This window comes from Algoriphagus persicinus (assembly GCF_035156415.1).
Taxonomy (GTDB): domain Bacteria; phylum Bacteroidota; class Bacteroidia; order Cytophagales; family Cyclobacteriaceae; genus Algoriphagus; species Algoriphagus persicinus.
In genome coordinates, this window is the sequence record NZ_JAYEEY010000003.1 from 25,425 (window position 1) to 48,750 (window position 23,326).

At 40.8% G+C, this 23,326-nt stretch carries 22 protein-coding genes; 11 read left to right on the top strand and 11 right to left on the bottom strand.

The genetic code is table 11. The annotated features are described in order from the left end of the window. Positions 1-4: 4 nt before the first annotated feature. The 6 genes from U3A58_RS03100 to U3A58_RS03125 all read right to left on the bottom strand — a co-directional run bounded on the left by U3A58_RS03100 (position 5) and on the right by U3A58_RS03125 (position 6,169). Positions 5-1,141 carry a DUF4221 family protein gene (locus U3A58_RS03100; protein WP_323821925.1) on the bottom strand — a complete coding sequence of 379 codons (1,137 nt, stop codon included), beginning with the start codon at positions 1,139-1,141 and terminating at the stop codon, positions 5-7. Between the two features lie 7 nt (positions 1,142-1,148). After that, entirely contained in the window at positions 1,149-2,291 is a 1,143-nt protein-coding gene (locus U3A58_RS03105; RefSeq protein WP_323821926.1) for a DUF4221 family protein, read from the bottom strand. Next, positions 2,288-3,403, bottom strand: a complete 1,116-nt coding sequence (locus U3A58_RS03110) for a DUF4221 family protein (protein ID WP_323821927.1) — start codon at positions 3,401-3,403, stop codon at positions 2,288-2,290. Before U3A58_RS03110 ends, U3A58_RS03105 begins: the two co-directional genes overlap by 4 nt. Positions 3,404-3,407: 4 nt before the next feature. Continuing rightward, positions 3,408-4,547 (bottom strand): DUF4221 family protein, encoded by a 1,140-nt coding sequence (locus tag U3A58_RS03115; protein WP_323821928.1) that lies wholly within the window; start codon positions 4,545-4,547, stop codon positions 3,408-3,410. Between the two features lie 475 nt (positions 4,548-5,022). Further along, on the bottom strand, positions 5,023-5,469 hold the full coding sequence (tnpA, locus tag U3A58_RS03120) for an IS200/IS605 family transposase (RefSeq protein ID WP_323821929.1): 447 nt from the start codon (positions 5,467-5,469) through the stop codon (positions 5,023-5,025). A 394-nt stretch (positions 5,470-5,863) separates the two neighbouring features. Then, positions 5,864-6,169 carry a DUF4286 family protein gene (locus tag U3A58_RS03125; protein WP_323821930.1) on the bottom strand — a complete coding sequence of 102 codons (306 nt, stop codon included), beginning with the start codon at positions 6,167-6,169 and terminating at the stop codon, positions 5,864-5,866. A 111-nt stretch (positions 6,170-6,280) separates the two neighbouring features. Between U3A58_RS03125 and U3A58_RS03130 the strand changes: the two genes are divergently transcribed. The 10 genes from U3A58_RS03130 to U3A58_RS03175 all read left to right on the top strand — a co-directional run bounded on the left by U3A58_RS03130 (position 6,281) and on the right by U3A58_RS03175 (position 16,134). Further along, positions 6,281-6,949 (top strand): carotenoid biosynthesis protein, encoded by a 669-nt coding sequence (locus U3A58_RS03130; protein ID WP_323821931.1) that lies wholly within the window; start codon positions 6,281-6,283, stop codon positions 6,947-6,949. Positions 6,950-7,022: 73 nt separating this feature from the next. After that, positions 7,023-7,469 carry a sterol desaturase family protein gene (locus U3A58_RS03135; RefSeq protein WP_323821932.1) on the top strand — a complete coding sequence of 149 codons (447 nt, stop codon included), beginning with the start codon at positions 7,023-7,025 and terminating at the stop codon, positions 7,467-7,469. After that, positions 7,466-8,356 carry a MerR family transcriptional regulator gene (locus U3A58_RS03140; RefSeq protein WP_323821933.1) on the top strand — a complete coding sequence of 297 codons (891 nt, stop codon included), beginning with the start codon at positions 7,466-7,468 and terminating at the stop codon, positions 8,354-8,356. The genes U3A58_RS03135 and U3A58_RS03140 overlap by 4 nt, the downstream gene beginning before the upstream one ends. A gap of 188 nt (positions 8,357-8,544) precedes the next feature. Beyond that, positions 8,545-9,057 carry an RNA polymerase sigma factor gene (locus U3A58_RS03145; RefSeq protein WP_323821934.1) on the top strand — a complete coding sequence of 171 codons (513 nt, stop codon included), beginning with the start codon at positions 8,545-8,547 and terminating at the stop codon, positions 9,055-9,057. Between the two features lie 4 nt (positions 9,058-9,061). Then, positions 9,062-10,546 (top strand): phytoene desaturase family protein, encoded by a 1,485-nt coding sequence (locus U3A58_RS03150; protein ID WP_323821935.1) that lies wholly within the window; start codon positions 9,062-9,064, stop codon positions 10,544-10,546. Positions 10,547-10,561: 15 nt separating this feature from the next. After that, on the top strand, positions 10,562-11,404 hold the full coding sequence (locus U3A58_RS03155) for a phytoene/squalene synthase family protein (protein WP_323821936.1): 843 nt from the start codon (positions 10,562-10,564) through the stop codon (positions 11,402-11,404). A 2-nt stretch (positions 11,405-11,406) separates the two neighbouring features. Then, a complete protein-coding gene (locus U3A58_RS03160) occupies positions 11,407-12,102 on the top strand; it encodes a lycopene cyclase domain-containing protein (RefSeq protein WP_323821937.1) in 696 nt (231 codons plus the stop codon). Positions 12,103-12,120: 18 nt separating this feature from the next. Then, complete coding sequence (locus tag U3A58_RS03165; protein ID WP_323821938.1) at positions 12,121-12,966, top strand: 4-hydroxy-3-methylbut-2-enyl diphosphate reductase; 846 nt, start codon at positions 12,121-12,123, stop codon at positions 12,964-12,966. Between the two features lie 23 nt (positions 12,967-12,989). After that, entirely contained in the window at positions 12,990-13,694 is a 705-nt protein-coding gene (locus tag U3A58_RS03170; RefSeq protein ID WP_323821939.1) for a fatty acid desaturase, read from the top strand. A gap of 37 nt (positions 13,695-13,731) precedes the next feature. Then, positions 13,732-16,134, top strand: a complete 2,403-nt coding sequence (locus U3A58_RS03175) for a TonB-dependent receptor (RefSeq protein ID WP_323821940.1) — start codon at positions 13,732-13,734, stop codon at positions 16,132-16,134. Here U3A58_RS03175 and U3A58_RS03180 read toward each other — a convergent pair. Next, entirely contained in the window at positions 16,131-16,592 is a 462-nt protein-coding gene (locus U3A58_RS03180) for a YdeI/OmpD-associated family protein (RefSeq protein ID WP_323821941.1), read from the bottom strand. The genes U3A58_RS03175 and U3A58_RS03180 overlap by 4 nt on opposite strands. A gap of 31 nt (positions 16,593-16,623) precedes the next feature. Next, the gene (locus tag U3A58_RS03185; RefSeq protein WP_323821942.1) at positions 16,624-17,079 is read right to left on the bottom strand and encodes an outer membrane insertion C- signal; all 456 of its coding nucleotides are present in this window, start codon (positions 17,077-17,079) and stop codon (positions 16,624-16,626) included. Between the two features lie 556 nt (positions 17,080-17,635). On the opposite strand from U3A58_RS03185, the gene U3A58_RS03190 reads away from it, so the two are divergent. Next, entirely contained in the window at positions 17,636-18,679 is a 1,044-nt protein-coding gene (locus U3A58_RS03190) for a zinc-binding metallopeptidase family protein (RefSeq protein WP_323821943.1), read from the top strand. A 9-nt stretch (positions 18,680-18,688) separates the two neighbouring features. Here U3A58_RS03190 and U3A58_RS03195 read toward each other — a convergent pair whose 3' ends face one another. The 3 genes from U3A58_RS03195 to U3A58_RS03205 all read right to left on the bottom strand — a co-directional run bounded on the left by U3A58_RS03195 (position 18,689) and on the right by U3A58_RS03205 (position 23,271). Further along, on the bottom strand, positions 18,689-20,017 hold the full coding sequence (locus U3A58_RS03195) for a rhamnogalacturonidase (RefSeq protein WP_323821944.1): 1,329 nt from the start codon (positions 20,015-20,017) through the stop codon (positions 18,689-18,691). A 112-nt stretch (positions 20,018-20,129) separates the two neighbouring features. Continuing rightward, positions 20,130-21,281 (bottom strand): YncE family protein, encoded by a 1,152-nt coding sequence (locus tag U3A58_RS03200; protein WP_323821945.1) that lies wholly within the window; start codon positions 21,279-21,281, stop codon positions 20,130-20,132. 7 nt (positions 21,282-21,288) lie between these two features. After that, positions 21,289-23,271, bottom strand: a complete 1,983-nt coding sequence (locus U3A58_RS03205; protein WP_323821946.1) for an LVIVD repeat-containing protein — start codon at positions 23,269-23,271, stop codon at positions 21,289-21,291. Positions 23,272-23,326 lie beyond the last annotated feature (55 nt).

The following is a 23,326-nucleotide window of genomic DNA, read 5'->3' on the forward strand; positions in this document are numbered from 1 at the left end:
TTGGTTAAAAATCAATGCTGTAAACAATAAAGGCAGGGTTTTCTCCTTGAACTGTGGGTATGTAGAACTTACCATCTTTCATAAAAGCAGAATAGGGTTGGTAGTCTAATTCTTTTACCAGTTTTTCTCCGGTCAAATTCCAATTTTTGTCATAAGAAAATAGATAGACATCACTGCCAATTTGCCTTTCTTCTGCATTGTATCGGGCATCCATGTCTGCAAATCTGAAATACATCTCTTTTTCTTTGTCCCAAAAAAGATTACCAAAAGTGATCTGCTTCTTTAGGTTTTTTCTTTCGGACATCAGACTTTCTCTGGAATCCACCGATTTAGAAAGCTCTCCGGTCTTTGATACAGGGACTAGTTTGTGGGGAAAATTAAGTAATCGGAGTGAGTCTGATGTCCAATCATAGCTGTAAATAGCTGATGTAGCTCCACTGTAAATGATAAATTGATTATTCAGGTAGTGAATTCTATCAAAGTCACCAATAGCAGTAGCCCCATTTCCCTCCCTAAATACAAGTTGAAAGTTGTTGGTTATTTCTAAGGCAGGTAATTCTAGGATCTTTGCGCTCATGTCGGCAGTATTGATCACTGCAAGCCCTTCTATAGGTTCCCCAAAAATACTAGGAAGGCTGACCATCGTGGTTTTATCTGGACTGATAAATAGCGAGTTCGTGAGTGAATACCCCGCATCATCGGGAATGCCCTCTAAATTCTCTGGTCTTACTTTGTAGTTAGCTACATTTTCCCCTGAAAGTTTAAAAACCCCAGTGTGAGCATATCCTCCCAAAAACACCTCATTAACCGGTAATATTTGAAAGCTATTAGGGTATTTTGGAATTGCGTCTGGCCCATCCTCTTGAAATACAAAGCGATTCAAAAGCTTCATGTTCTCAAAATCTATTTCATGGATTTCATTTTCCATATAGAGAAAGTATGCCTTGGATTGGTCTGGATTTAAATCTCTTACATAATAAGCACCAGGATTAAAAAGCTCATCGCCTACATCCACCATCACTGTATCAACGGATAAAGTCAGGTTTTCAAGGATATTCTCAGAGTCTGATTTTTCTGAACTGTCTTTTTCTCCGCAGGATGCAAAAGCGACTAGTAATAGAGCAGGAAGTAAGTTTTTCATAGGTTGTTTAAAAGTTAAAAGTGAATACCGCGAAGCCCAGATCATCTTCGACATTGACATAGGAGTAGAGCTTGCCGTCTTTGAAGAAGGCTGAGGGCGGGGTTTCCTTTAAATTTTCTAGATGTTTTTCACCGAGTAGAACCAAATCGGAGTCATAAGCAAATAGATAAATGTCAGAGCGATCAAACCATTCATTTTCTTCGTCTGGAATGGGTTTTATTGCAAATCTGAAAAACATTTCACGTTGATCGTCCCATAGAAGCTTATCAAAGGTGGTTTGGAATAAAAGTTTGGCCCTTTCTTTTTCAAATTCTTTTATATCGGAAAAATTGGTTTTAACTGTGCCTGTTTTACGTGGAGAAACCAATTTGTGCGGAAATGTATAAAGCCGCAAAGAGTCCAACACATAATCATAGCGATAGACATCGGAGTTTGCTGAGTTGGTAATGTAAAGATTGTCCTTTATCAGTTGAAGATTTACGGATTCTCCGTGTACAGTCCCTGTATTCCCTTTTATATAATAAATGGTGGAAGCTTTAGCCTGATCCATTGAGGGAATATCTTTGACCTTGCCTGTCTTGCTATCCGGATTAATTACAATCAGGTCAATTTGTGGTTCTCTGAAGTCGCTGGTGAGCGAAAACAGATGTTTTCCATCTGCACCTAGTGTAAGTTGTTTTGTGATCAGGTTTTCTTTTGGTAGATCAAGCCCTTCTATTTCCCTAGCATTGAACGTTAGGCTTTGCAGTTTTTTTCCTTCTTTATTGAAAATCCCTGCTTTTATTCCATTTGACACAATAAGGAAATTTTTTTGTCTTAAAGACTGAAAACTAGGAGGATTTGCCCCTATCCCGTCTGGACCGTCTTTTTCGTACTGAAAGTTGTTTGCCAGTTTCAGATTATCCAGATCTATTTCTTGGATTAGGTATCGCTTCCAATCAAAAATAAACAGTTGTTGATTGTTTGGGGAAAGTGAATAATTTCCCATGCCAGATCCTAAATTGATCAAACCATCTCCAGGATCTACCTGCACCGTATCCACGGAATAAGTAAGGTTTTCAAAGGTGTTTTCCTGTTTTATAGTCTCGAGTTCTTTTCCATCACAGGCAGCCAGTAATGTGAGCACTGAAATTGTAAGTAATTTTTTCATTTATCCATAAAATCAAAAATGAATACCGCAAACCCCAATTCGTCCTCAACATTGACGTAGGAGTAGAGCTTGCCGTCTTTGAAAAACTTTTTAGAAAATGGGTCTATCGGTAGTTCAGTTTCAGCAAGCTGGTTAAGTTCATTGTCAAATACTGTAAGTACATTTTTGAAGATCAAAGAATCTCCTCGTTCTTTATCGTATTGCCGGGAAATCCTACAAAATCGTTGGTGGGTTTTATCAAAATAAATAGGGCCGAACTTGACACTTTTTGAAGCTTCCTTCCTGAGCGCCTCCATTTCATTGATGGTTTCTGCTGATGTTTTGGAGGGAATAGCCGTTTGGTCTTGGGTCAGTTCTGAATGGAAAGTTTTCGTAGAGATTGTTTCACTTGCTAGGTCAAAAATAATCGCCTCATTAAAATAGGCAGTGGAGATAATGAGTTGATTATTTGCCAGTTCCAAATGGATGGGTTCATATGCTTTGTTGCTCAACCTTCCTTGTACAAAAAGCGAGAAGGTGAAAGGTTTGATTTTTTCAGCCAAATTGAGCTCGAATTTTTTCACATTTCTATCTTCCAAAGAAATGATTGCAAGCCCTTGAGGTACTTGTTCGATGTTTTCATAAATGCCATAGAGTAGGTTCCCATTTGTGATTTTTGGATTAAATGGAGCCAACATATCCGTCTTGAGACCTGTCAAAGCATCTTCTGAAAGTGAATACTTCATCATGGAATTAAGGTCTGGGGGAAAGACTCTTACTTCCATCAATCCATAAAAAATCAGATTTCCCTTTTGGTCAAATTGGATGGCATAAGGCCATCCTGTGCCGAGATCTCCTTCTTTATCGGTGACGATCTTTTTTAACAAGCTGAGATTATCCAGATCGATAATTTCTAGCTCACTCTTTGGCGAAAAATTATATAATTTCTTTTGATCTACAGAAAGTGTGGAATGACTTAAGCCACTTTGGAGAAAGAGTAATTCCTCACCCGAGTCCACCATGACCGTATCCATCCGATAAGTAAAATTAAATTCTTCCTGATTGGATTGATCTGTTGGATTGCCACAAGCCAGACAAATGCCGAGTAAAAAAAGAGGAGTCAGTTTTTTCATGAGTTTAGAAATCAAAAGTGAATACCGCGAAGCCAAGCTCATCTTCGACATTGACAAAAGACCAGAGCTTGCCTTCCTTGAAGAAGGCAGATTCTGGGATGCTTTTTAGATCATCTATCAAAGTCTCTCCGACCAGCTGCATTTCGCTATTAAAGGCATATAAAAACACCGAGATTTTTGCTGGTGCATCTGGTGCATCATTTGGTTTGGTTATACTACCAATCCTGAAAAACAATTTTCTGCTTTCATCCCACATCAGATTTTTGAAGGCTATTTGGGAGTTGACTTTTTCTCTTTCCCCTCGGGCTTCCTCTTTAGATGAAACTTCTTTTTTTGGAAATTCAGTTTTCTCCCTTGGACTTACTGAGATAGGGAAAGAGTAGAGTTCTAATGAATCCGATTGGAAATCGTAGCGATATAGATCACTAGTTACCGAAGAGGATAGGTATAAATAGCCTTGGTATTCATCTAGGAAATATTCTTCCATGCTGATTTCTGCCATTCCATCGCTGAAAAATATGATGCTAAACTCTCCTGTCTTATCCAAAGCAGGAATGTCAATCATTTTTCCAGAATTGGTAGAGCGATCTATCACGGCCAATTCTCTAGATCCCTCCATGAAATTTCCAGGAAGAGAATAGATAAATTGCCCATCCGCACTAGGTGTTATTTGAAAATTCAAATCCTGCCCTTCTTCTACCTCAAGTTCAGGATGTTCATTTGCCTCCAGTGTGATATCCTCCAGCTTAGTTGAGTTGGTATCAAAAATCCCCGCAGATTGAAATGTTGAAAACAGGAATTGTTCTTTTGGAAGCACCCTTAAGCCTGAGATATAAGTGCCTATTCCATTTGGGCCTTCTTTTTCGAAAGGAATTTTCCTTACTAATTTCAATTGGTCAAGATCAATAACTGATACAGAATGCTCATTCGGAGCAAACTGATACATAGTTTTGGAATCGGGGGAAACATCAGACATATAGAGTCCCATAGATAGATTGATGAGCTCATCACCGGGATCCACTACTAAAGTATCTACCTTATAGGTCAGGTTTTCGAGAATGTTGGTGCTGTAGGAGGAGGCCTCTTTAGTTTCGCAGGAATACAGAGAAACAATTAGAGTAGAGTAAAAAAATAATCTCTTCATAAACAGTAGGCTTAGCTATAAAACTAAATAAACTGTCTTATAAAACCCACCCTGAAAAGTTAAAAAATCAAAAAACTTTAAGGGGGTTTACAATAAAAAGATGAGTGAGATTAGCGAGCAGCCAGGTTAAGTAGCTCCATTCGATTTTCTGTTTTTGGGGTAAAAACCTGGTGATTGTTAAATAAAAGTTTCGCCCCTTCAGGGCTCCTAAACTTTATTAATTTCCAGTACCCTGCACTTCGTACAGGGTCATGAATAGTTAGGCTCCTTCGGAGCTGGCATAGGAATAAAGCTGATACTTTCTTTAAACACAGACTATGATGTTTGCTCAGAAATATTTGCATACCCGTATTTTTATAGATTGCCCATTATTCCTCAAAAAAGATCCGAAGGATTGCGACTATTCATGACCCTCGGCAGAGCCGGGGGATTGATAAGAACTGAACGACAGCCCCGAATGGGGCGAAACTGCTTTCTATTTCAGAAAATACCTTTCATCGATCTCAACACCATTTTCAATCAAAATCCTTCGATACTCTTCTTCAAAAGTCTCTGTTTTATGATGTTCTTTTTGCCCTTTGATGTAGTTTATCAATCTATCCTTTTCGTGAATTGAACAAGTGAAACATCCATACCCGTCTGCCCAACCAGTAAAATTTGGATGTGCTTTAGATTGTTTAATCCAAGCACTTGAATAGGCTTTTAAATCCTGCATAAAATCTGCGACTGCATTTGTAGGGTGTATATCTACGAGTAAATGAATATGATTTTCAATACCGTTGATTTGATAAAGTTTTGACTTTTTGTTTTTAACTATTCCCCATAAAAAATTATAAACATCCTTGGGGTCTGAATTCAAGGTAGGTTTATTCCTTTTGGTGTGAAAAATGATGTGATAATACATCTGTCTGTAAGAAGTCATCTTTTAAAAAGCTTGTTTTAAGGAAGTTAAGAAACTACAATGAAAGTTTCGCCCCTTCAGGGCTACTAAAATTTATGGAATTTCTATACCCTGCACTTCGTACAGGGTCATGAATAGTTAGGCTCCTTCGGAGCTAGAGTAGGAATAGACCTGTTGCTATTTTTATACACAGACTTAATCAAAAAAGATCCGAAGGATTGCGACTATTCATGACCCTCGGCAAAGCCGGGGGCTAAACGAATGTGGGAAGAAAATATAGCCCTGAAGGGGCGCAACTAATTCGTATAGCCTTTCAGGGCTCCTAAACTTCATTGATTTCGACACCCTGCACTTCGTACAGGGTTATGAATGGTTAGGCTCCTTTGGAGCTAGTGAAGGAAGACCTGCTGCTTTCTTAATCCACCGACTCCATCAAGGTGCGGAAGGGAATTGCCTTCTCACCATATCTGGCCTGAGTTTCGTAGCGTAGGGCATTTGCAAAGCGGCTTTCGTATTCGACCAGCTTTTTGGTAGTCTCTGCAAAAAACTGCACGCTGTAATTAGTCACACTGTCATCCGGGCTATTGAGCAGACGAAAGAATTTGTGCTCAATAAATAAACCAGTGGCGAAAATATCAGGAATGTGGGTATTGCTCATCCATTGCACAAAATCCTCTTCGATGTCATTGGAAACGGTAAAAGTGATGTTGTAAAGAATCATAATGGGAGATTTTGATGGGAATTTCGTTTTTTTGCAAACAGATTTGAGATTCTAAAGTTAGGAATCCAAACGCTAAAAAGTGATTATTCTTCTATCAAAGCTCCCCAATAAATGCATAAAATAGCCCAGGCTTCCCCAAAGGCACGAAGTAAGCGAGTGATTATTGCGAAAGTTGTGGTGGTTGCCTTATACGCAGTGGGTGCTATCGGTTTGAGCTTGCCAGAATACCGGGACTATTTTCTAATGCTTACTCCAGCTCTGCTGTTGCTTACACTTGTGTTGCTGTTGGGATTCCATCGAGGTTGGAGTGAAGCCTTTCCGATCTTTGCGGCAGCAGCATTTTGGATTGGTTTTGGGGCGGAGCTTATCGGGGTTCATACAGGCTATATTTTCGGTGATTATGTTTATGGTTCTACTTTGGGACCCATGCTCTGGGACGTCCCGATTGTGATTGGTATCAACTGGTTTATTTTGGTGTACCTGACGGGGGCGGTTTTTTACCGTGTGACAGACAATGATTTCTATGCGGCCTTGCTTGGTGCTACAGCCATGACAGTGATCGATTACATCATGGAGCCGGTGGCAGTGGCATTAGACTTTTGGTATTGGAAGTTTGAGATTATTCCTCCAGGTAACTACCTGACTTGGTTTATCGTAGCATTTTTGATTCATTTGATCTACAGAAAAGGGAATTTTGATAAGGGGAATCCTCTCGCGGCATTTGTATTGGTAGCGCTGGTGCTTTTTTTCACTATTCTTAATTTTACGCTGGAGCTGTGATTTTACCTTTAGAAGGTGTGAGGGAAATCACAGCATACAAAAACAAAAAGTAACTTCTAGGGTTGTAGCATTGATGATTGAAGCGATAGGTTTTAGCATTTTGGGATTTGTCTTGATGGAGTTGTCCGGCTGGGCAATTCATAAATACCTAATGCACGGGCCGCTGTGGTTGATCCATAAGACCCACCACGAGCATTCAGATTCGTTTTTCGAACTTAACGACTTGTTTTCATTTTTATTTGGGAGCATTGCTGTCCTCCTGATATTTTTGGGAATAGGGGGTTTGGACTACAGATTTTGGATAGGGATTGGAATTAGCGCTTACGGTATGCTGTATTTCTTTCTCCATGACATTCTTATCCATCGCAGAGTGAAGTGGCTGGATCGACCGAGAAGTGGTTTTTTGAAAGGAATCTTCCAAGCTCACCAAGTTCATCATCAAAGTAATAAAAGAGATGGAGCGGTGTCATTTGGGCTGTTTTTGGTGCCAAAGAAATATTTTAAGAATTTAGAAAAGTGAGCAACTACTCAATAAAAGATCTGGAGCAACTATCTGGAATCAAAGCACATACGCTGAGAATCTGGGAGCAGCGATACAAACTACTCAATCCCAAAAGGACTGATACTAATATCCGCTACTACGACGATGAAGATCTGAAGCTGATCCTGAATGTGGCTATGCTGAATACCCATGGGATCAAAATAAGCAAAATTGCCGCGATGAGTGGTACAGAGATTAGCGAAGAGATTATCCGTCTTACGGATCAATCCTTGGATCATAATGATCAGATTCAGGCACTCACGATTTGTATGATAGAGATGGATGAGGATAGGTTTGAAAAGATACTTTCTACCAATATTATCAAATTGGGATTTGAAGATACTATACTGAAGGTCGTCTATCCTTTCCTAACCAAAATCGGAATTCTTTGGCTTACTGGAGCCATCACGCCTGCACAGGAGCACTTTATTTCCAATTTAATCAGGCAAAAGCTGATTGTGGCAATAGATGGGGAAGTAGGCAAAGGTCTTGGTAAAACCTTCATGTTGTTTCTTCCTGAAGGTGAATTACACGAAATCTCCCTACTTTTTAGTTCCTATTTGATCAAAAAGCATGGGCACAAAGTTATCTATTTGGGTCAAAGTACGCCAAATGCAGATTTGGTCTCTGTATATAAAATGCAAAAGCCAGACTACCTACTCACAATTATCACCTCTTCTCCCACTGGGGAGAAAGTGCAGGAATACCTAGATATGCTAGGAAAGGAATTTTCGGATGCAAAGGTATTTGTGTCGGGCTTGCACACCTTGCAACAATCACTTTCTATCCCATCGAATATTTGTCTGCTGACTTATTCCAAAGAAATCAAGAGGTTTTTAGTCCAGCTAGAAGAGCAAGTTGTTTAAAGATTAAATAAATTTAATAAACAAAAGTATTCCTTGGGAATACTTTTTTTATGCTCAAATTTGAGTTAAAAGCGTATTTTATAGCTTTAACCCTTAGATATGTTTAAATATCTGATTAAATAATTAAAAAGAAGCTTGTTATTTTGTTTAATAGATATTAGGTTCGTTTAAACAAAAAGCATAAGACAATGACTTCAGTCGAATTCAGTTACTCCCTAAATCAACTCTCTGGTGTGCTCAAGCCTTTTGCGTTAAAATTGACAAGAGATCTAGACGATGCAAATGATTTGCTTCAGGACACTATGGTAAAAGCCTTTACGAATCGGGATAAATTTGCCGAAGGCACCAACCTAAAAGCCTGGCTTTATACCATCATGAAAAACACCTTCATCACCAACTATCAGAAGATGGTGAGAAGAGCCACTTTTGTGGACACTACTGATAACTTGCATTTCATCAATTCCAGTGGAGCCTTAATTGAAAACTCCGCATATGGGGATTTTGCTATGGAGGATATTTATGAGGCTATTGACAAGCTCGACGAAATTTTCAGTACACCGTTTTTGCTGTATTACAGAGGGTTCAAGTACCACGAAATCGCCGAACGCCTAAGTATTCCGATTGGAACTGTGAAAAATAGAATTCATATTGCCCGTAAGAATCTCAAAGAAGATTTGCTGGTATATAAGCACGTTAATTAACCCGATGGAGAAAAATCATGCGGTAGTGATAGGTTCTGGATTTGCTGGCCTTTCTGCCGCAACGCATCTTGCTGCCAGCAACTTTTCGGTTACACTCCTGGAGAAGAACAGTTCTCCCGGGGGTAGAGCTCGTAAATTTGAAACTGAGGGATTCACCTTTGATATGGGGCCGAGTTGGTATTGGATGCCAGATGTTTTTGAAGATTATTTTTCTCATTTTGGCAAAAAACCAGCTGATTATTATGACTTAATCCGTCTAGATCCTTCCTATGCTGTGATTTATGGTCAGAATGATCGATTGGATATTCCTGCGAATCTAGACGAGTTCAAAGCCATGCTGGAGCAAATCGAGGACGGTGCTTCTGCACAATTGGATAAGTTTTTGGCACAAGCCAAATATAAATACCAGGTAGGAATTCATGATTTAGTGCATAAGCCAAGCCGATCTCTACTTGAATTTACTTCTCTGTCACTTTTGAAGGATGTGATGCGAATGGATGTATTTCAGTCCATGGCAACACACGTACGGAAGTTTTTCAAATCGGAGAAGATCATTCGCCTGATGGAATTCCCTGTGCTTTTCTTAGGAGAAACTGCAGAAAATATCCCGGCACTTTACAGCCTAATGAACTATGCAGATATTGCCTTGGGAACCTGGTATCCCAAAGGAGGAATGCATGAAATTATTAGTGGGATGGTCTCTTTGGCAGAAGAAAAAGGAGTCAAAATAAAATATAATGCTGAAGTAGAAGAGATAGAAATAGCGCAAGGTGAAGCTAAGCGAGTAAGGCTGACCTCAGGAGAAATAGTTAATGCTGATGTGGTCATCGCAGGAGCAGATTATCATCATGTGGACAGGCATTTGATCAATCCTAAGTACAGTAATTACAGTGAAGAATATTGGGATAAGCGTACGCTGGCGCCATCCAGTTTATTATTTTATTTAGGAGTAGACAAGAAACTTGATAATCTCCGCCATCATAATTTATTCTTCGACGAACCTCTTGGCCCGCATGCCGATGCGATCTACACCAATCCGAGGTGGCCCGAAGCTCCGCTGTTTTATACCTGTGTGCCTTCTGTGACTGATGCTTCAGTAGCGCCGGAAGGAATGGAAAATTTGTTTTTGCTGGTTCCACTAGCACCTGCTTTGGAAGATTCGGAAGAGACTAGAGAAAAGTATTATCATATCATCATGGAGCGGCTGGAAAAACTCACCGGTCAGGAAATACGATCCCATGTGATTTTCAAGCGATCCTATGCGCATTCAGATTTTAAAGCTGACTACCATGCTTACAAAGGGAATGCCTATGGATTGGCAAATACCTTGAAACAAACAGCGATTCTGAAACCTTCGCTCAAAAACAAAAAGGTGAATAATCTGTTCTACACGGGTCAGCTCACTGTCCCAGGGCCTGGGGTGCCACCTTCGTTGATTTCTGGTTATGTGGTTGCAAAAGAGGTTATTAGGGAATATTCGAAGCATTAATGTATTTTAACTGTTATGGATGCAAAGGAGTTATTTGACCAAACAAGTCTGGAATGTGGTAAGCTGATCACCCAGCGATACAGTACTAGCTTTACGCTAGGAATTCAAACTTTGGACAAGAAGTTTCATCAGTCCATCTATGCTATTTATGGTTTTGTACGCTTTGCGGATGAGATTGTAGATACGTTTCATCAGCATGACAAAGCCAAATTGCTGGCTGAATTCAGAAAGGAAACGTATTTGGCTATAGAGTTAGGACTTTCATTGAATCCTGTGCTACACGGTTTCCAGCTGATTGTCAATAAGTATGATATTGACTGGGAACTGATCGAATCCTTCTTTCAAAGTATGGCGATGGATTTGGATTTCAGTACATACAATGACAACCGATACCAAGAGTACATCTATGGATCTGCCGAAGTGGTAGGGTTGATGTGCCTGAGGGTATTTGTGGAAGGTGATGAAGCGACCTACCAACGCTTGAAAAAGCCTGCACAAATGCTGGGGTCAGCTTTTCAAAAGGTGAATTTCCTACGTGATATCAAAAGTGACTATGAAGAGCGCGGTAGGGTGTATTTTCCAGGAGTTGCTTTTGATCAGTTTGACAAATCAGCTAAAGGGGAGATTGAGGAAGATATTCAAAAAGATTTTGACGAGGCATTAATTGGTATTGCGCAATTGCCGGAGGGGGCAAAATTGGGAGTGAAAGTAGCCTACTTATATTATCAGAAATTGTTTGATAAAATCAAGGGGCTTTCTGCTGCAAAAATCACCCATGAGCGTATAAGAATACCTAATTCGCAGAAGTTTAGCTTGTTAATTGGCACTTACTTCGGTAGCAAATTAGGTTTGAGTTGACGATGGAAAAGTACCTCTATCTGGCCATCAATCTGTTCGCAATTTCATTTCCTCTGGTTCGGTCTTTCGAACCAAAAATCAGATTTGCCAGTAAGTTTTTCGCTTTATTTCCGGCGATTGCGATCACGGCCACATGCTTTTTGATCTGGGATCATTGGTTTACCGTCATAGGAATTTGGGAGTTCAATCCCAGATATTTACTTGGATTTTTTATTTTTCAGCTTCCCATCGAGGAATGGCTTTTTTTTATTACAGTACCGTTTGCCTGTATTTTCATTTATGAAGTTTTGATATATTTTTTCCCTCAAGACATCTTCAAGCCTGCGGGAAAGTCCTTTGTCTTGGTAATGATCCCGATTTTGTTGATTCTGGCATTTTTGAATCTTGATAAAATGTACACCTCAGTTAATTTTTTGGTGGGTGCGTTAGCGCTGGGGATTCACTGGTTGATTTTTAAGGACAAATACATGGGCAGATTCTTGTTTGCTTACTTAGTTCACCTTATTCCGTTTATCCTTTGCAACGGTATTTTGACCGGAGGTCTCACACCTGAACCTGTAGTGCTATATAACAATACAGAGAATCTGGGGATTCGGATATGGACGGTGCCCATAGAAGACACGATCTATTCCATGACCTTGCTGCTCATGAATGTGTCGTTATTTGAATTTTTCAGAAAGAATGAAACAATTCAATAAGCTTAAAGTTAATAGGTTATGAAGAATCTTCACGTTCAAATTGATGCACATTCAGGCTTCTGCTTTGGGGTAGTATATGCTATAGAAATGGCTGAGGATATCTTGGATGAGTCAGGACATTTATATTGTCTGGGTGACATCGTGCATAACGATGAAGAGGTAAATCGGCTAAGACGAAAAGGGCTGAAAATAATTGATCATGAGATTTTAAATGGACTTCATGATGAAAAAGTGTTGATCCGCGCACATGGGGAGCCCCCCTCGACCTATGAACTTGCGATCAAAAATAACCTGACGCTAATTGATGCGAGTTGTCCGGTGGTGTTGAAGCTACAGCATAGAATCAAAAATTCTTTTGACAAAGGGGATCCCATTTATATTTATGGAAAACATGCGCACGCAGAAGTGATAGGCTTACTGGGTCAGACGAATAATGAAGCAGTTGTCTTTCAGGATATTTCTGAGTTGGATTTACAGACTCTTCCTAAAAACATCACGCTATATAGCCAGACGACTAAAAGCACAGATAAATTCTACGAGATAAATGAGGTCTTAAAAGAAAATGGAATATCGGTGAATACAAATGATACGATTTGCAGGCAGGTGTCCAATCGGGATAAGGAATTACGTGATTTTGCAACCAAGTTTGATAAGATCGTCTTTGTAAGCGGCACGAAATCTTCCAATGGAAAAGTGCTTTTCAATGTCTGCAAAGACACCAACCCAAAGACCTATTTTGTCTCTAACTCTGATCAAGTCGAAGACAGTTGGTTTGGAGGAAATGATCGGGTAGGAATTTGCGGAGCAACATCAACTCCCATGTGGCTCATGGAACAAGTGCAGGAAAGGATCCTAACTTTTTGAGAAAACATTGCCAAATTGCTGGAATGAAGTCAGAAATCAATCGTGCGTCCGTTGATCCAAAGGGGATTTTGATTGCATTGACTATTATTATTCTATGGTTTTCCTGCTTAATTTTCCTTTTGAATTATCAGATTTCTTGGACTGATCCGCTGGTTTATTTGGGGGTTTTGATCCAAATGCATCTATATACCGGACTTTTTATCACATCCCACGATGCGATGCATGGCTTGGTTTCTTCCCACAAAAAATTGAATACTACCATTGGCTGGCTTTCGGCCTTACTTTTTTCTTACAATTTCTATAGCAGACTCTTTCCAAAGCACCATGAGCATCACCGGTTTGTGGCTACTGCTCAAGACCCGGATTACCATGATTCGGATAATTTCCTTGCCTGGTATTTCAGCTTCATCAAGCAATACGTGACTATTTGGCAGATACTCTTGATGGCCGTGACCTTTAATGTACTGAAGCTATTTCTCCCGACTGAAAATTTGATTGTGTTTTGGATGATCCCTGCGGTGTTAGCCACTTTTCAGCTTTTTTACTTTGGCACCTACTTGCCTCATAAAGGTGCTAATGACAACAAGCATCACTCGTCAACACAATCCAAAAACCATTTTTGGGCTTTTATTTCGTGTTATTTCTTTGGCTATCATTACGAGCATCATGACTCTCCGGGTACGCCTTGGTGGAGGCTTTGGTGGGTTAAAGAAAACCAACCTAACTGACAGTTTGGAACACAGCCCCACTTATCCGAAATTCTAAATGAGGTTATATCTATTCGTTTTCTCTTTTTTTACTATTTCCGTCATAGCTTTTCCACAGGGAATTATTCGTGGGAAAATCAGCAACCCAATAAATAATGAGGCCGTTGCATTTGCTAATGTGCTTGTATTGGGCACTGAATTAGGGGCTACTTCAGATGAAAATGGCTATTATGAAATCACCAATGTCCCTCCGGGGTTGTACAATGTAAGAGCTACTTTTGTTGGGTTTAAGGCAAAGACGCAGTTCGAAATACAGGTGACTTTAGCCCGCCCCGTACAGTTGGATTTTCAGCTGGCAGAAGATGCTTCCGAGCTTTCGGAAGTAGTAGTCAGTTCGGAGTTTTCCCGATCTGAAGAAACGCCACTTTCTGTAAGAAAACTTAATGCTAACGAAATAGAGCGCTATCCAGGAGGAAACAGGGATATCTCTAGAGTAATCCAATCGTTACCGGGGGTAGCAAGTACACCAAGTTTCAGAAATGATATTTTAATTCGCGGCGGAGCACCAAACGAGAATAAGTTTTTCATCGATGAGATCGAAGTGCCGGTGATCAATCACTTCGCAACTCAGGGTTCTTCGGGTGGTCCGGTGGGGATTTTAAATGTCAATCTGATCAAAAATGTAGAGCTGATTGCAGGAGGATTTCCGTCAAATCGTATGGATGCGCTGAGCTCCTTTTTTGAAATTCAACTCAAAGAGGGGCGCAGGGATAAAATGGCCACTCAGCTGACAGTTGGTGCTTCAGAACTTACGCTCTCCAATGAAGGCCCCATTGGGGAGAAAACCACCTACTTACTTTCCGCCCGTCGCTCGTATTTACAAGGCCTTTTCAAATTGATAGGTTTGCCATTTCTTCCTACTTTCAATGATTTTCAGCTCAAAACGACCACCAAAATCAATGATAAAACTGAGCTTACCTTTATAGGTGTAGGCGCAATAGACAAGTTTGTACTGAACATGGATGTGCCTGAAGATGAGACAGAAGAAGAGCGTGAAAACAGGCTCTTCCTCTTCGATGTACTTCCAGTTCAAAATCAATGGAATTATGCTACAGGTGTGAAATTGAAGCGATTTCGGGAAAACGGTTTTTGGACTTTCGTGCTGAGCAGAAATATGCTGAACAATCATTCTGTCAAGTATGCCGGTAATGATGATAGTTCTCTAAACAACCTGCTTTTTGATTATTTGTCCCAGGAATCTGAGAACAAATTCAGGGCTGAAAACAGTATTTTCAGGAATGGGTTTACTGTGAAATACGGCGTCAATTATGAATACTCTAGGTATTACATCCAAAATTTTGACCGTGCTACGCTTGCCGGTAGTGGAGAAGTGATCAATGTAGAATCTACCACCAATTACAACCTCTATGGCGGGTTTCTTTCCACTAGTAAGTATTTCAATGATGAGCGATTTTTGATCTCAGGAGGTATCCGAATGGATGGGGCAGATTTTGGTGAGACTGCCAAAAATCCTTTTAAACAGGTAAGTCCTCGGGTCTCTTTTTCTTATCAGCTAAAGCCAAATCTCTTTGCAACAGCCAATGCGGGCATTTACTATCAGAAGCCGCCTTATACGGTTTTGGGATACCAGGATAGAGATGGAGGGCTAATCAATCAGCGAAATGATGTGCGTTTTATCCGCAGTTCGCAGCTGATTGCAGGAATCGAACTAGTGGTTCCTGACAAAAACCGGCGATTTACCGCTGAGGCTTTTTATAAGAAATACAGCAATTACCCTTCGTCTATCCGAAATGGAATTTCTTTAGCTAATCTAGGTGCCGACTTTGGAGTAATAGGAAATGAACCTGTGAAATCCAATTCAGAGGGAAGAGCCTATGGTCTGGAAATGCTTGCGCAGCAGCGCTTATTTAGCAACTTCTACGGAATTGCCTCTTTGACTTTGGTCCGCAGCGAATTTACCAATCCAAACACCGATGGATTCATCGCATCCACCTGGGACAATCGGTTCATCGTAAGTTTGACGGCAGGCAAGCGATTTGGCAATAACTGGGAGGTAGGTGCGAGATGGAGATTTTTGGGAGGTACACCGTACACGCCTTACGACTATGACGAATCAAGCCTGATCACTAACTGGGATCTGAGAAATCAACCTATTTTGGACTATACCCAAATTAATTCAATTCGACTAGAGGGTTTTCACCAGCTGGACCTGAGATTGGATAAGAAATATTATTTCAAAAAATGGAATCTGAACTGGTATGTGGATATACAGAATGTATATAATTTCAAAGCTGAGCAGCCACCACTATTGGTGCCCGTACGAGATGCGGAAGGAAATATTAGCGTAGATCCAAATGATCCTACCAGATACCAATTAAAAAACATCAGCAATCCTGCAGGATCGATCTTGCCAACGGTAGGCTTAATTGTAGAGTTCTAAATTGAGGCTAGAGAGTTAAGCAGTTTGATGATTCTATTCGATCTATCCTCGATGTTGTCGCTGCTATAGATATATTGTATCCATTGCTTTTGCTCTGACTGGCTTAGCGCTGCAAAAAGGTCAAATTTCCCGGGATCGTCTTTTAGGCAATCGATAAGCTCCTCCGGTATTTGGTCTGGGATTTCTTCTTTATAAAGCCTAATCAAGACCCGATCACCTTCATCTTTGCCGATTTTTGTGCGTATTGGTTTAGCTACTGGGAGAAAAATGTACCCATTTCCCATAGGCATGAGATGTTTTCCTTCGAAAGAAAAATTATCTACTGAGCCAGAAACCTTCATCATTCCAAAAGCTTTGGAAGATGGCATGATTTCCTTTGGGAATTTTACAAAGGTCCAGCCGCCTTTTCCCTGAAATCGTTCTAATAGAAATTCGCCTTCAACTAATAACAGTAGCATAAAAAAGAGCAAGTTTTGCCTGCTCTAATTATTATTGAACTTCATGGAATCTCCATCGGATATTGAGCCCGAAGACATCTGCGAAAAAGTTTGTGTCCTCAATCAATCGGAAAGTCGGTCGCCAGTCAGCACCAATTACTATAGGTACTTCATCAAATGCATATTCAATGCCTATCTCACCGGCCACACCCAAGCCAAAGGGATCTCCTATAAACAGGGAGGGGCCAAATCCAAGGTAATAGTTGAATTCACTGTCACCTACAGGTCGATAGATTGGATTCCAGAGCGCATCGATTCCTACTCCTCCTCCTCCAAAGCTTACATCTGCATGGATTCTGCTGAATTCTCCAAGAGCAAAAACCCCATCCAAGGCAACATTATTACCATAGAAGTTTCCAAACCTGAGACCTACTTCCTGCGCGTTACTCTCTATGCTAGCAGCCAATCCAAAAAACAAAACAAGTGATAAAATCTTCAAATACTTCATATTAATATGGGATATGTCATAACTGTAAAATAGCGAAGCACAAAGATTAACTTTTTTCTGAAATTATTCATTTGGAGAAAGATTTTTATACACAATCCTGCTAGCACAGCTAACATTGCTCCTGCAAGCTACACAAGCGAGGACGTACATCATGCGGATACATAAATCAATAGTTTCTGGTTTGATACTAAACGGCTTTCCTCTCCCATGTCCTATTGATTATACCTTAAAGAGGACAATGGCATATATGGGAAACGCTGACTCAGGCTGTGGTTTTTACTCCTCCAAAGCTTGCAGGCTATCTTTGTGTACGTCCAATAGCCTTTTGTTAACTTGAGAAATTATGTGCTTAATGCTTGAATCTGCTCTGATGTCAATAATGATTCCAATGATTATTCGAAAATTTATGTACTGGCCTGAAATGTGAGTTAAACGGTTACCTTTCTTCCAATAACCTAACCTGATATGAAATCGAGCATGACTCAAGCATCACAGACTGGGATAATTATCAAATATGCGAGATTCCATATGACCAATAAAAATCAATCATAAACAGATGAAAATTTTTGAATGTGGTAATTGTTTCCATCCCCTGTATTTTGAAAACGATAGATGTGAAAAGTGTGGACACCTTGCAGGATATTACGATGCTAGTTTGAAGATGCTAACCTTTAACTCCGCTGCCTCTCAACTAATTGCAGATCGGGATGGAAATGCTTACAAATATTGTCAGAATAAAGAATTTGCCGTCTGTAACTGGCTTATACTGGCTTCTGAAGAAAGCCATTTTTGTAAGGCTTGTGAGCTTAATCGGACTATTCCGAACTTGTCAGACAATGAAAACTTCCAAAAATGGCAAAAGCTAGAAATTGCCAAGCATCGCCTGATTTACCAGTTACAGAGACTAGCGCTGGCGATTCCGGCAAAAGAAAATCATTCAGAAATCGGTCTTTCCTTTGATTTTATTTCAAAGCAAGGCGATCATCGGATCATGACTGGTCATGAGAATGGGGTGATTACTATTTTACTTTCGGAGGCGGATTCTGTGCATAGAGAATACATGCGAAAACAGATGTCCGAGCCATATCGTACCTTGATTGGTCACTTTAGGCATGAGGTGGGGCATTACTTTTGGGATAGATTGGTGGCTACGAATCCCTCGGTGTTGGATGAATTTCGCACTCTTTTTGGGAATGAGCAAATCGATTATGGTGACGCACTGAAGCAACATTACCAGAATAGTTCTCCTGTCAGCTGGCAAAACAATTTTATCAGCCAATATGCAACTTCACATCCCTGGGAAGATTGGGCCGAGACTTGGGCTCATTATTTACACATTATGGATATGACTGAGACGGCCTATTATTTTGGGATGTCTGTAGAGCCGATTCTAGCGGACAAAAGCTTGCGGGGCTCTGTAGAATTCGATCCATATGAGATAAATGAATTTATCACGATCTACAAAGCCTGGGCGCCCTTGTCTTTTGCAATAAATAGCCTCAATCGTTCCATGGGAATTCCTGATGCTTATCCATTTGTGGTAAGTCCAGCCGTGGTGACAAAGATGAGATTCATCCATCAATTGGTATATAACCTCTAACACAAGGTTTTAATATTCGAGCATTTTCCCATTCACTTTTACATTTTTGACTTCAAAACCTTTAACGAATGAAGGATCAAAATCTGCGTTTTTGGCGCGTATGTTTAGGTTTTCGAAGGTAAAGTCAGCAAGCCTATCATGCTCAGTGATGGCTACGTCGAAAAATATATCGCAATCTAGATCAATGTTTTTCATAGTGATGTGGTCAGAGTACGAAAGCGGTACTTCCTCTTTTCCTTTTAAGTCAAAAAACTGAGTCCAAGGCTTCACATAGAGAAAACTATGCGCTTGCCCTGTGATGTTTTCTACAGTGATATACTCGTAATGCTGTGGAGTGTCCGGTCGCATTTTCAGCCAAAGTAAACGAACAGCATCCTGGACTTTGATGTTTCGCATAATCACATTTTTATTATGGATAGACTCGCTACCGTTGGTCAAAGCAGAGTGGCAAAAACCAAATTCACTATCCTCAATGATGATATTTGTGTTCTCTCCATTGTTTGGATCCTCATCTGCCCATGGACCTTTACCACCTTTGAGCGCTATCGCGTCATCATTCACCGCCAGGTAGCAGCCTTTGATCAGCACATTAGAAACGACGTCCAAGTCAATTGCATCGGTGCTTGGCGCCTTTACCGGCTCATGTGGCGAAGTAATGGTAAGGTCGAGTAATTTGATGTTTTTGCACTGATAGTAATGGCTGCTCCAGAAACCAGCATTGATCAGTTTTACATCCTGTACTTGTACATCATTGCTTTTCCAAATGAATACCAATCGAGGTCTAGACACTTCTAAGTTGGTACAGTTTGGGTCTTCTTTTCTGCGCTGCCAAAAAGCCTCCCAGAATTTCAATCCATTTCCGTTGATCGTGCCTTTGCCAGAAATCGTAAATCCATCCACACCATAGGCATTGACCAAAGCAGCAAAGTAATCCAAGTTTTGCCCCTCCATACGTGAAGGGATCAAAGGGTAATTGGCGATGTCATCTGAACCTTTCAACACGGCGTCTTCAGCTACATGCAGGTGGGTGTTTGGTTTGAAAAATAATGCCCCGCTCAAAAAAGTACCTTTTGGGACTATCACTACTCCGCCTGTTTTCGCTGCTTGATCTATTACGGCTTGTATTTGCTGAGTTTGAAGAAGTGAACTATCATTCTTTACACCAAAGTCGGTCAGAAGATATTGCTTACCGAGATCTTCCAGCTTCACCTTTGAATAGTCATGAAACCAGGGCGAAATTTCACTGCCATCCGGCCAAAGGTCCTTTGCCTTTTCTTGACCAAAGGAGTATGTGACACTTGTAAAAAGTAATAGAATTAGGGATAAACAGGTTTTCATTAGTAGTAAAGTAAGAATTATTGGTTGATAGAAGCTTGATTCTTAGGTGATGGAGTACTTGATTAATCTCCTCAATTGCGGTGATAAGTTATTTGGGAAGTAACCCAGGGAATTACTCCATCTTCCAAAATATAATCCCTCCAGCCTGCTTGCCCATATCTACGGATGCTATTTTTTCTGCTTTTTGGATATCGATCACATCCAGAGTCCCCGGTTCACCGCCTATTCCTTCTACTGAAACAAAGGCATATTTACTATCCGAAGAAATAGACACGCCATGAGTCACTTTTCGTGTATTCTTTATTCGCGGAAGTTCTTTACTGTTTTTCAAGTCCCAAATTCCAGTCTCTCCACTCCCTTTATAAGTGGCAACTAAATAGCGTCCATCTGGCGATACATCGCAATTGTATGGGGCTTTTCCAGTTTTGAAGCGGTTGGTGATTTCCCATTTTTCCAAATCCACTTCCAGAATCTCATCGGATCCATTTCCTGTCACATATACTTTTCCATTGGTAGGATGTGGCATCGCCCAGGTGGGTTTGGTAGCGCTGTGATACATAGGAGTAGATTCGCCCATCATCGCATGCCCCATTTTAGCATGATCCATCTTGCTATGGTCTATTCCTTCCATCGCAGGTTTTTCTTCCTCTTTCCCGTCCAAATTCAGCTTACGGGTTACTTTCATCTTTGCTGTAGAAATCTCAAAAAGCTCCCCAGACATCATGCCTACGGAGTAATGATACATGCCATCCGATGAGATTCTCGAGCCATGGGGCATCACGCCTGTTTCGATTTGATCGATCTCAATCATCCTTTCAGGATCCACTACAGAAACAGTACTTGGTGCCATTTCTCCATGTAGATTGAAATTCACGCAATACAATAATCCAGTGGCTTTTGACACTTGGAGTGAGGCGGGGAAAAGCCCCAATTTCACGGTATTTACTACCTCATTTGTCTCGGTAGAATATTTATATAAAGTTCCGTAGGGATTGCCATGTGCAAGGGAGAGATACCAATACTTACCATCCGGACTGATATTAATCCCATGGGGACCTTCAATCTCCGCTGGCCAAATGCCAACAGGGATTGTCTGTTCAATAGTCGCATTTTTTCCGTCAAATTTGATCAGTGAAACCTCATCTTCTGACTCAGCAGTGACATACACGTAGTAATTCTGTGCATTAGCAGCAAAGCTGAAAGTAACTAATGCGATTAGAAGGAAGGATTTAGACATGTGCGTCTTGCAGGTAAGTTGAATCATACTGTTTTTACTTAGCCTCTTCTAATTTGGTGTTTTCAGGCACTACGGGTTGTAATTTGGCAGACCATAGCCCACTATTCCAATCAGAATAGAAAATGTGTCCTTTGTGTGGCTGAGCTCCCCAAGTGAAGGGAGCATTTGCTACATATCCATCAGGATCCTCAGGTACGATCCAAGCTATTTCACGGCCTTGGCGATTTAAATCGCCAAGCAATTCTCCGCTTATATCAATTACTCGTACACCTCCGTTGTAAAATGCTGCATATAAGATGTCATCTTCAATCCAGAAATTGTGAGAACCTGCAAATGGTACCTGGAACCAGGCAACTTCTTTTGGGTTTTGAAGGTCTGTGAAATCAATTACATGTAGAAATCCGGCTGCTCTGCCTGGCTTACGGCCATCAGGGTCTAAGCCATAGGGAAACTCTTCGTCTCCCAAAATCACGTAGAATTTACCTGTCTTTTCGTCCTTGTATGGGAATGCAGCATGGTTTGAGCCACTCGGGTAAGCATAGCTGGCAAACTGTACCGGATTAGCGGGTGTGCCACCGGCGATGCCATTTCCCACATCTACTAGCTGCACGCCGTCAGACCAATTAGATGAATAAGCAATACCATCATGTACCCACACATCGTGAATAGAATGTCCCGGTGTATCCAGTTCAAATTCTCCGACGATTCTTGGTTTGGCAGGGTTCTCAATAGAGATAGAATAGTATTTTCTGCCCGCGCTTAGTGCATAGACGTGGTTTTTATAGATGAAGACATTGTGAACACCTCCTGTGAGATTTTCAGAGAATTCAGAGATCACTTTTACATCTCGCGGATTACTGACATCAATAAGTACTAAACCGTTTTTTCGGTTGGAAGCTCCCTCTCTGGAGATTACAGCAACTTTTCCATCTTCAGATACTTTCACATCATTTACCGTTCGGGCATCTACTTTCACAGAATCGATCAATTGAATGCCGGCTGGATTGGTCACATCCCAAAAATATGCGGTGCCATCTGCGCCCCAGGTTCCAGTTACTGCATAGTCTTTTCCGTCCACTCCTTCCCAAATCCATAAGTCAGAAGTATGTTTATTGTTGACCGAACCCTGACCTATCAGATCAATTTTTCTAGTAATATTTCTGTTATTGGCTTGCACAGTCAGAGAGGAAGCTACCGGCCCACACGTTGCATTCAATACATAGAGTCCTGGCTCATCAGCCACAAACTTTCCTTCTTGTGTAATCAACCCAGAAGGTGCTGCAGAAACATTGAAAGATTCTCCTGTAAAGGAGTAATTGATAGGCGCGTCGGTGATTTCATTTCCATTTTTATCCACAGCCAGCGCGGTCAACGTAAACACATCACCAGATCTCCCTTCCACCTTATCGGACCTGAGACGAATCTCAGTGATGGGGTTCTCTATCACATTTACTTCCACTTTTTCCGCAATACCATCAACAGTCGCTGTGATGATTACTTTTCCTTTTTCTTTGACAATCAGCTTATCAAAAGGAGCTATACCCACTTTACTTTCATCTGAAGAAGTAAGCTTGACCACTTTTTCCGGTCTTGCAAATCCCGCTTCATCAGTCACTGTAATCTTCAGTGCCAGATTGACCCCAGCATAGACCTGCTCGGGAAGAGCAGCAATCTCCACTTGGGCAATAGCTGCTGGTGCAATAGTTGCTTTAATAGTTGACCTTAGTTGAGGGTCGCCTGGACTGATCACGATCACCTCATATTCTCCATGTCTTATTGCAGTGGCCAAGCCGGTGCTATCTACTACATCCAACGCCCGCGGATCTATGGAATAAAATATAAAATCCCGATTTTTGATCTTTTTCCCATCTGCATTTACCACTGTAGCACCAAGCTGTATGGTTTGGCCGATTTTCATGGATACATTTTCTGAGCTTACTTCCAGGGAAAGATCTTGTGCTTGCAGTAAGCCTACACATAGCAACAAGAGGCACGTGAAGATTAAAAACTTTTTCATAGGTTGGATTTTAGATGGATTTTGAATTTAGCAAATCCAGTACACCAAACCATGT

Excerpts from the sequence above, each read along its gene's own strand:
- U3A58_RS03130 (WP_323821931.1), top strand. The coding sequence starts at position 6,281 with ATGCATAAAATAGCCCAGGCTTCCCCAAAGGCACGAAGTAAGCGAGTG.
- U3A58_RS03165 (WP_323821938.1), top strand. The coding sequence starts at position 12,121 with ATGAAGAATCTTCACGTTCAAATTGATGCACATTCAGGCTTCTGCTTT.
- U3A58_RS03155 (WP_323821936.1), top strand. The coding sequence starts at position 10,562 with ATGGATGCAAAGGAGTTATTTGACCAAACAAGTCTGGAATGTGGTAAG.
- U3A58_RS03105 (WP_323821926.1), bottom strand. The coding sequence starts at position 2,291 with ATGAAAAAATTACTTACAATTTCAGTGCTCACATTACTGGCTGCCTGT.
- tnpA (WP_323821929.1), bottom strand. The coding sequence starts at position 5,469 with ATGACTTCTTACAGACAGATGTATTATCACATCATTTTTCACACCAAA.
- U3A58_RS03185 (WP_323821942.1), bottom strand. The coding sequence starts at position 17,079 with ATGAAGTATTTGAAGATTTTATCACTTGTTTTGTTTTTTGGATTGGCT.
- U3A58_RS03160 (WP_323821937.1), top strand. The coding sequence starts at position 11,407 with ATGGAAAAGTACCTCTATCTGGCCATCAATCTGTTCGCAATTTCATTT.
- U3A58_RS03170 (WP_323821939.1), top strand. The coding sequence starts at position 12,990 with ATGAAGTCAGAAATCAATCGTGCGTCCGTTGATCCAAAGGGGATTTTG.
- U3A58_RS03100 (WP_323821925.1), bottom strand. The coding sequence starts at position 1,141 with ATGAAAAACTTACTTCCTGCTCTATTACTAGTCGCTTTTGCATCCTGC.
- U3A58_RS03115 (WP_323821928.1), bottom strand. The coding sequence starts at position 4,547 with ATGAAGAGATTATTTTTTTACTCTACTCTAATTGTTTCTCTGTATTCC.
- U3A58_RS03205 (WP_323821946.1), bottom strand. The coding sequence starts at position 23,271 with ATGAAAAAGTTTTTAATCTTCACGTGCCTCTTGTTGCTATGTGTAGGC.
- U3A58_RS03195 (WP_323821944.1), bottom strand. The coding sequence starts at position 20,017 with ATGAAAACCTGTTTATCCCTAATTCTATTACTTTTTACAAGTGTCACA.
- U3A58_RS03150 (WP_323821935.1), top strand. The coding sequence starts at position 9,062 with ATGGAGAAAAATCATGCGGTAGTGATAGGTTCTGGATTTGCTGGCCTT.
- U3A58_RS03175 (WP_323821940.1), top strand. The coding sequence starts at position 13,732 with ATGAGGTTATATCTATTCGTTTTCTCTTTTTTTACTATTTCCGTCATA.
- U3A58_RS03135 (WP_323821932.1), top strand. The coding sequence starts at position 7,023 with ATGATTGAAGCGATAGGTTTTAGCATTTTGGGATTTGTCTTGATGGAG.
- U3A58_RS03200 (WP_323821945.1), bottom strand. The coding sequence starts at position 21,281 with ATGATTCAACTTACCTGCAAGACGCACATGTCTAAATCCTTCCTTCTA.
- U3A58_RS03145 (WP_323821934.1), top strand. The coding sequence starts at position 8,545 with ATGACTTCAGTCGAATTCAGTTACTCCCTAAATCAACTCTCTGGTGTG.
- U3A58_RS03125 (WP_323821930.1), bottom strand. The coding sequence starts at position 6,169 with ATGATTCTTTACAACATCACTTTTACCGTTTCCAATGACATCGAAGAG.
- U3A58_RS03180 (WP_323821941.1), bottom strand. The coding sequence starts at position 16,592 with ATGCTACTGTTATTAGTTGAAGGCGAATTTCTATTAGAACGATTTCAG.
- U3A58_RS03110 (WP_323821927.1), bottom strand. The coding sequence starts at position 3,403 with ATGAAAAAACTGACTCCTCTTTTTTTACTCGGCATTTGTCTGGCTTGT.
- U3A58_RS03190 (WP_323821943.1), top strand. The coding sequence starts at position 17,636 with ATGAAAATTTTTGAATGTGGTAATTGTTTCCATCCCCTGTATTTTGAA.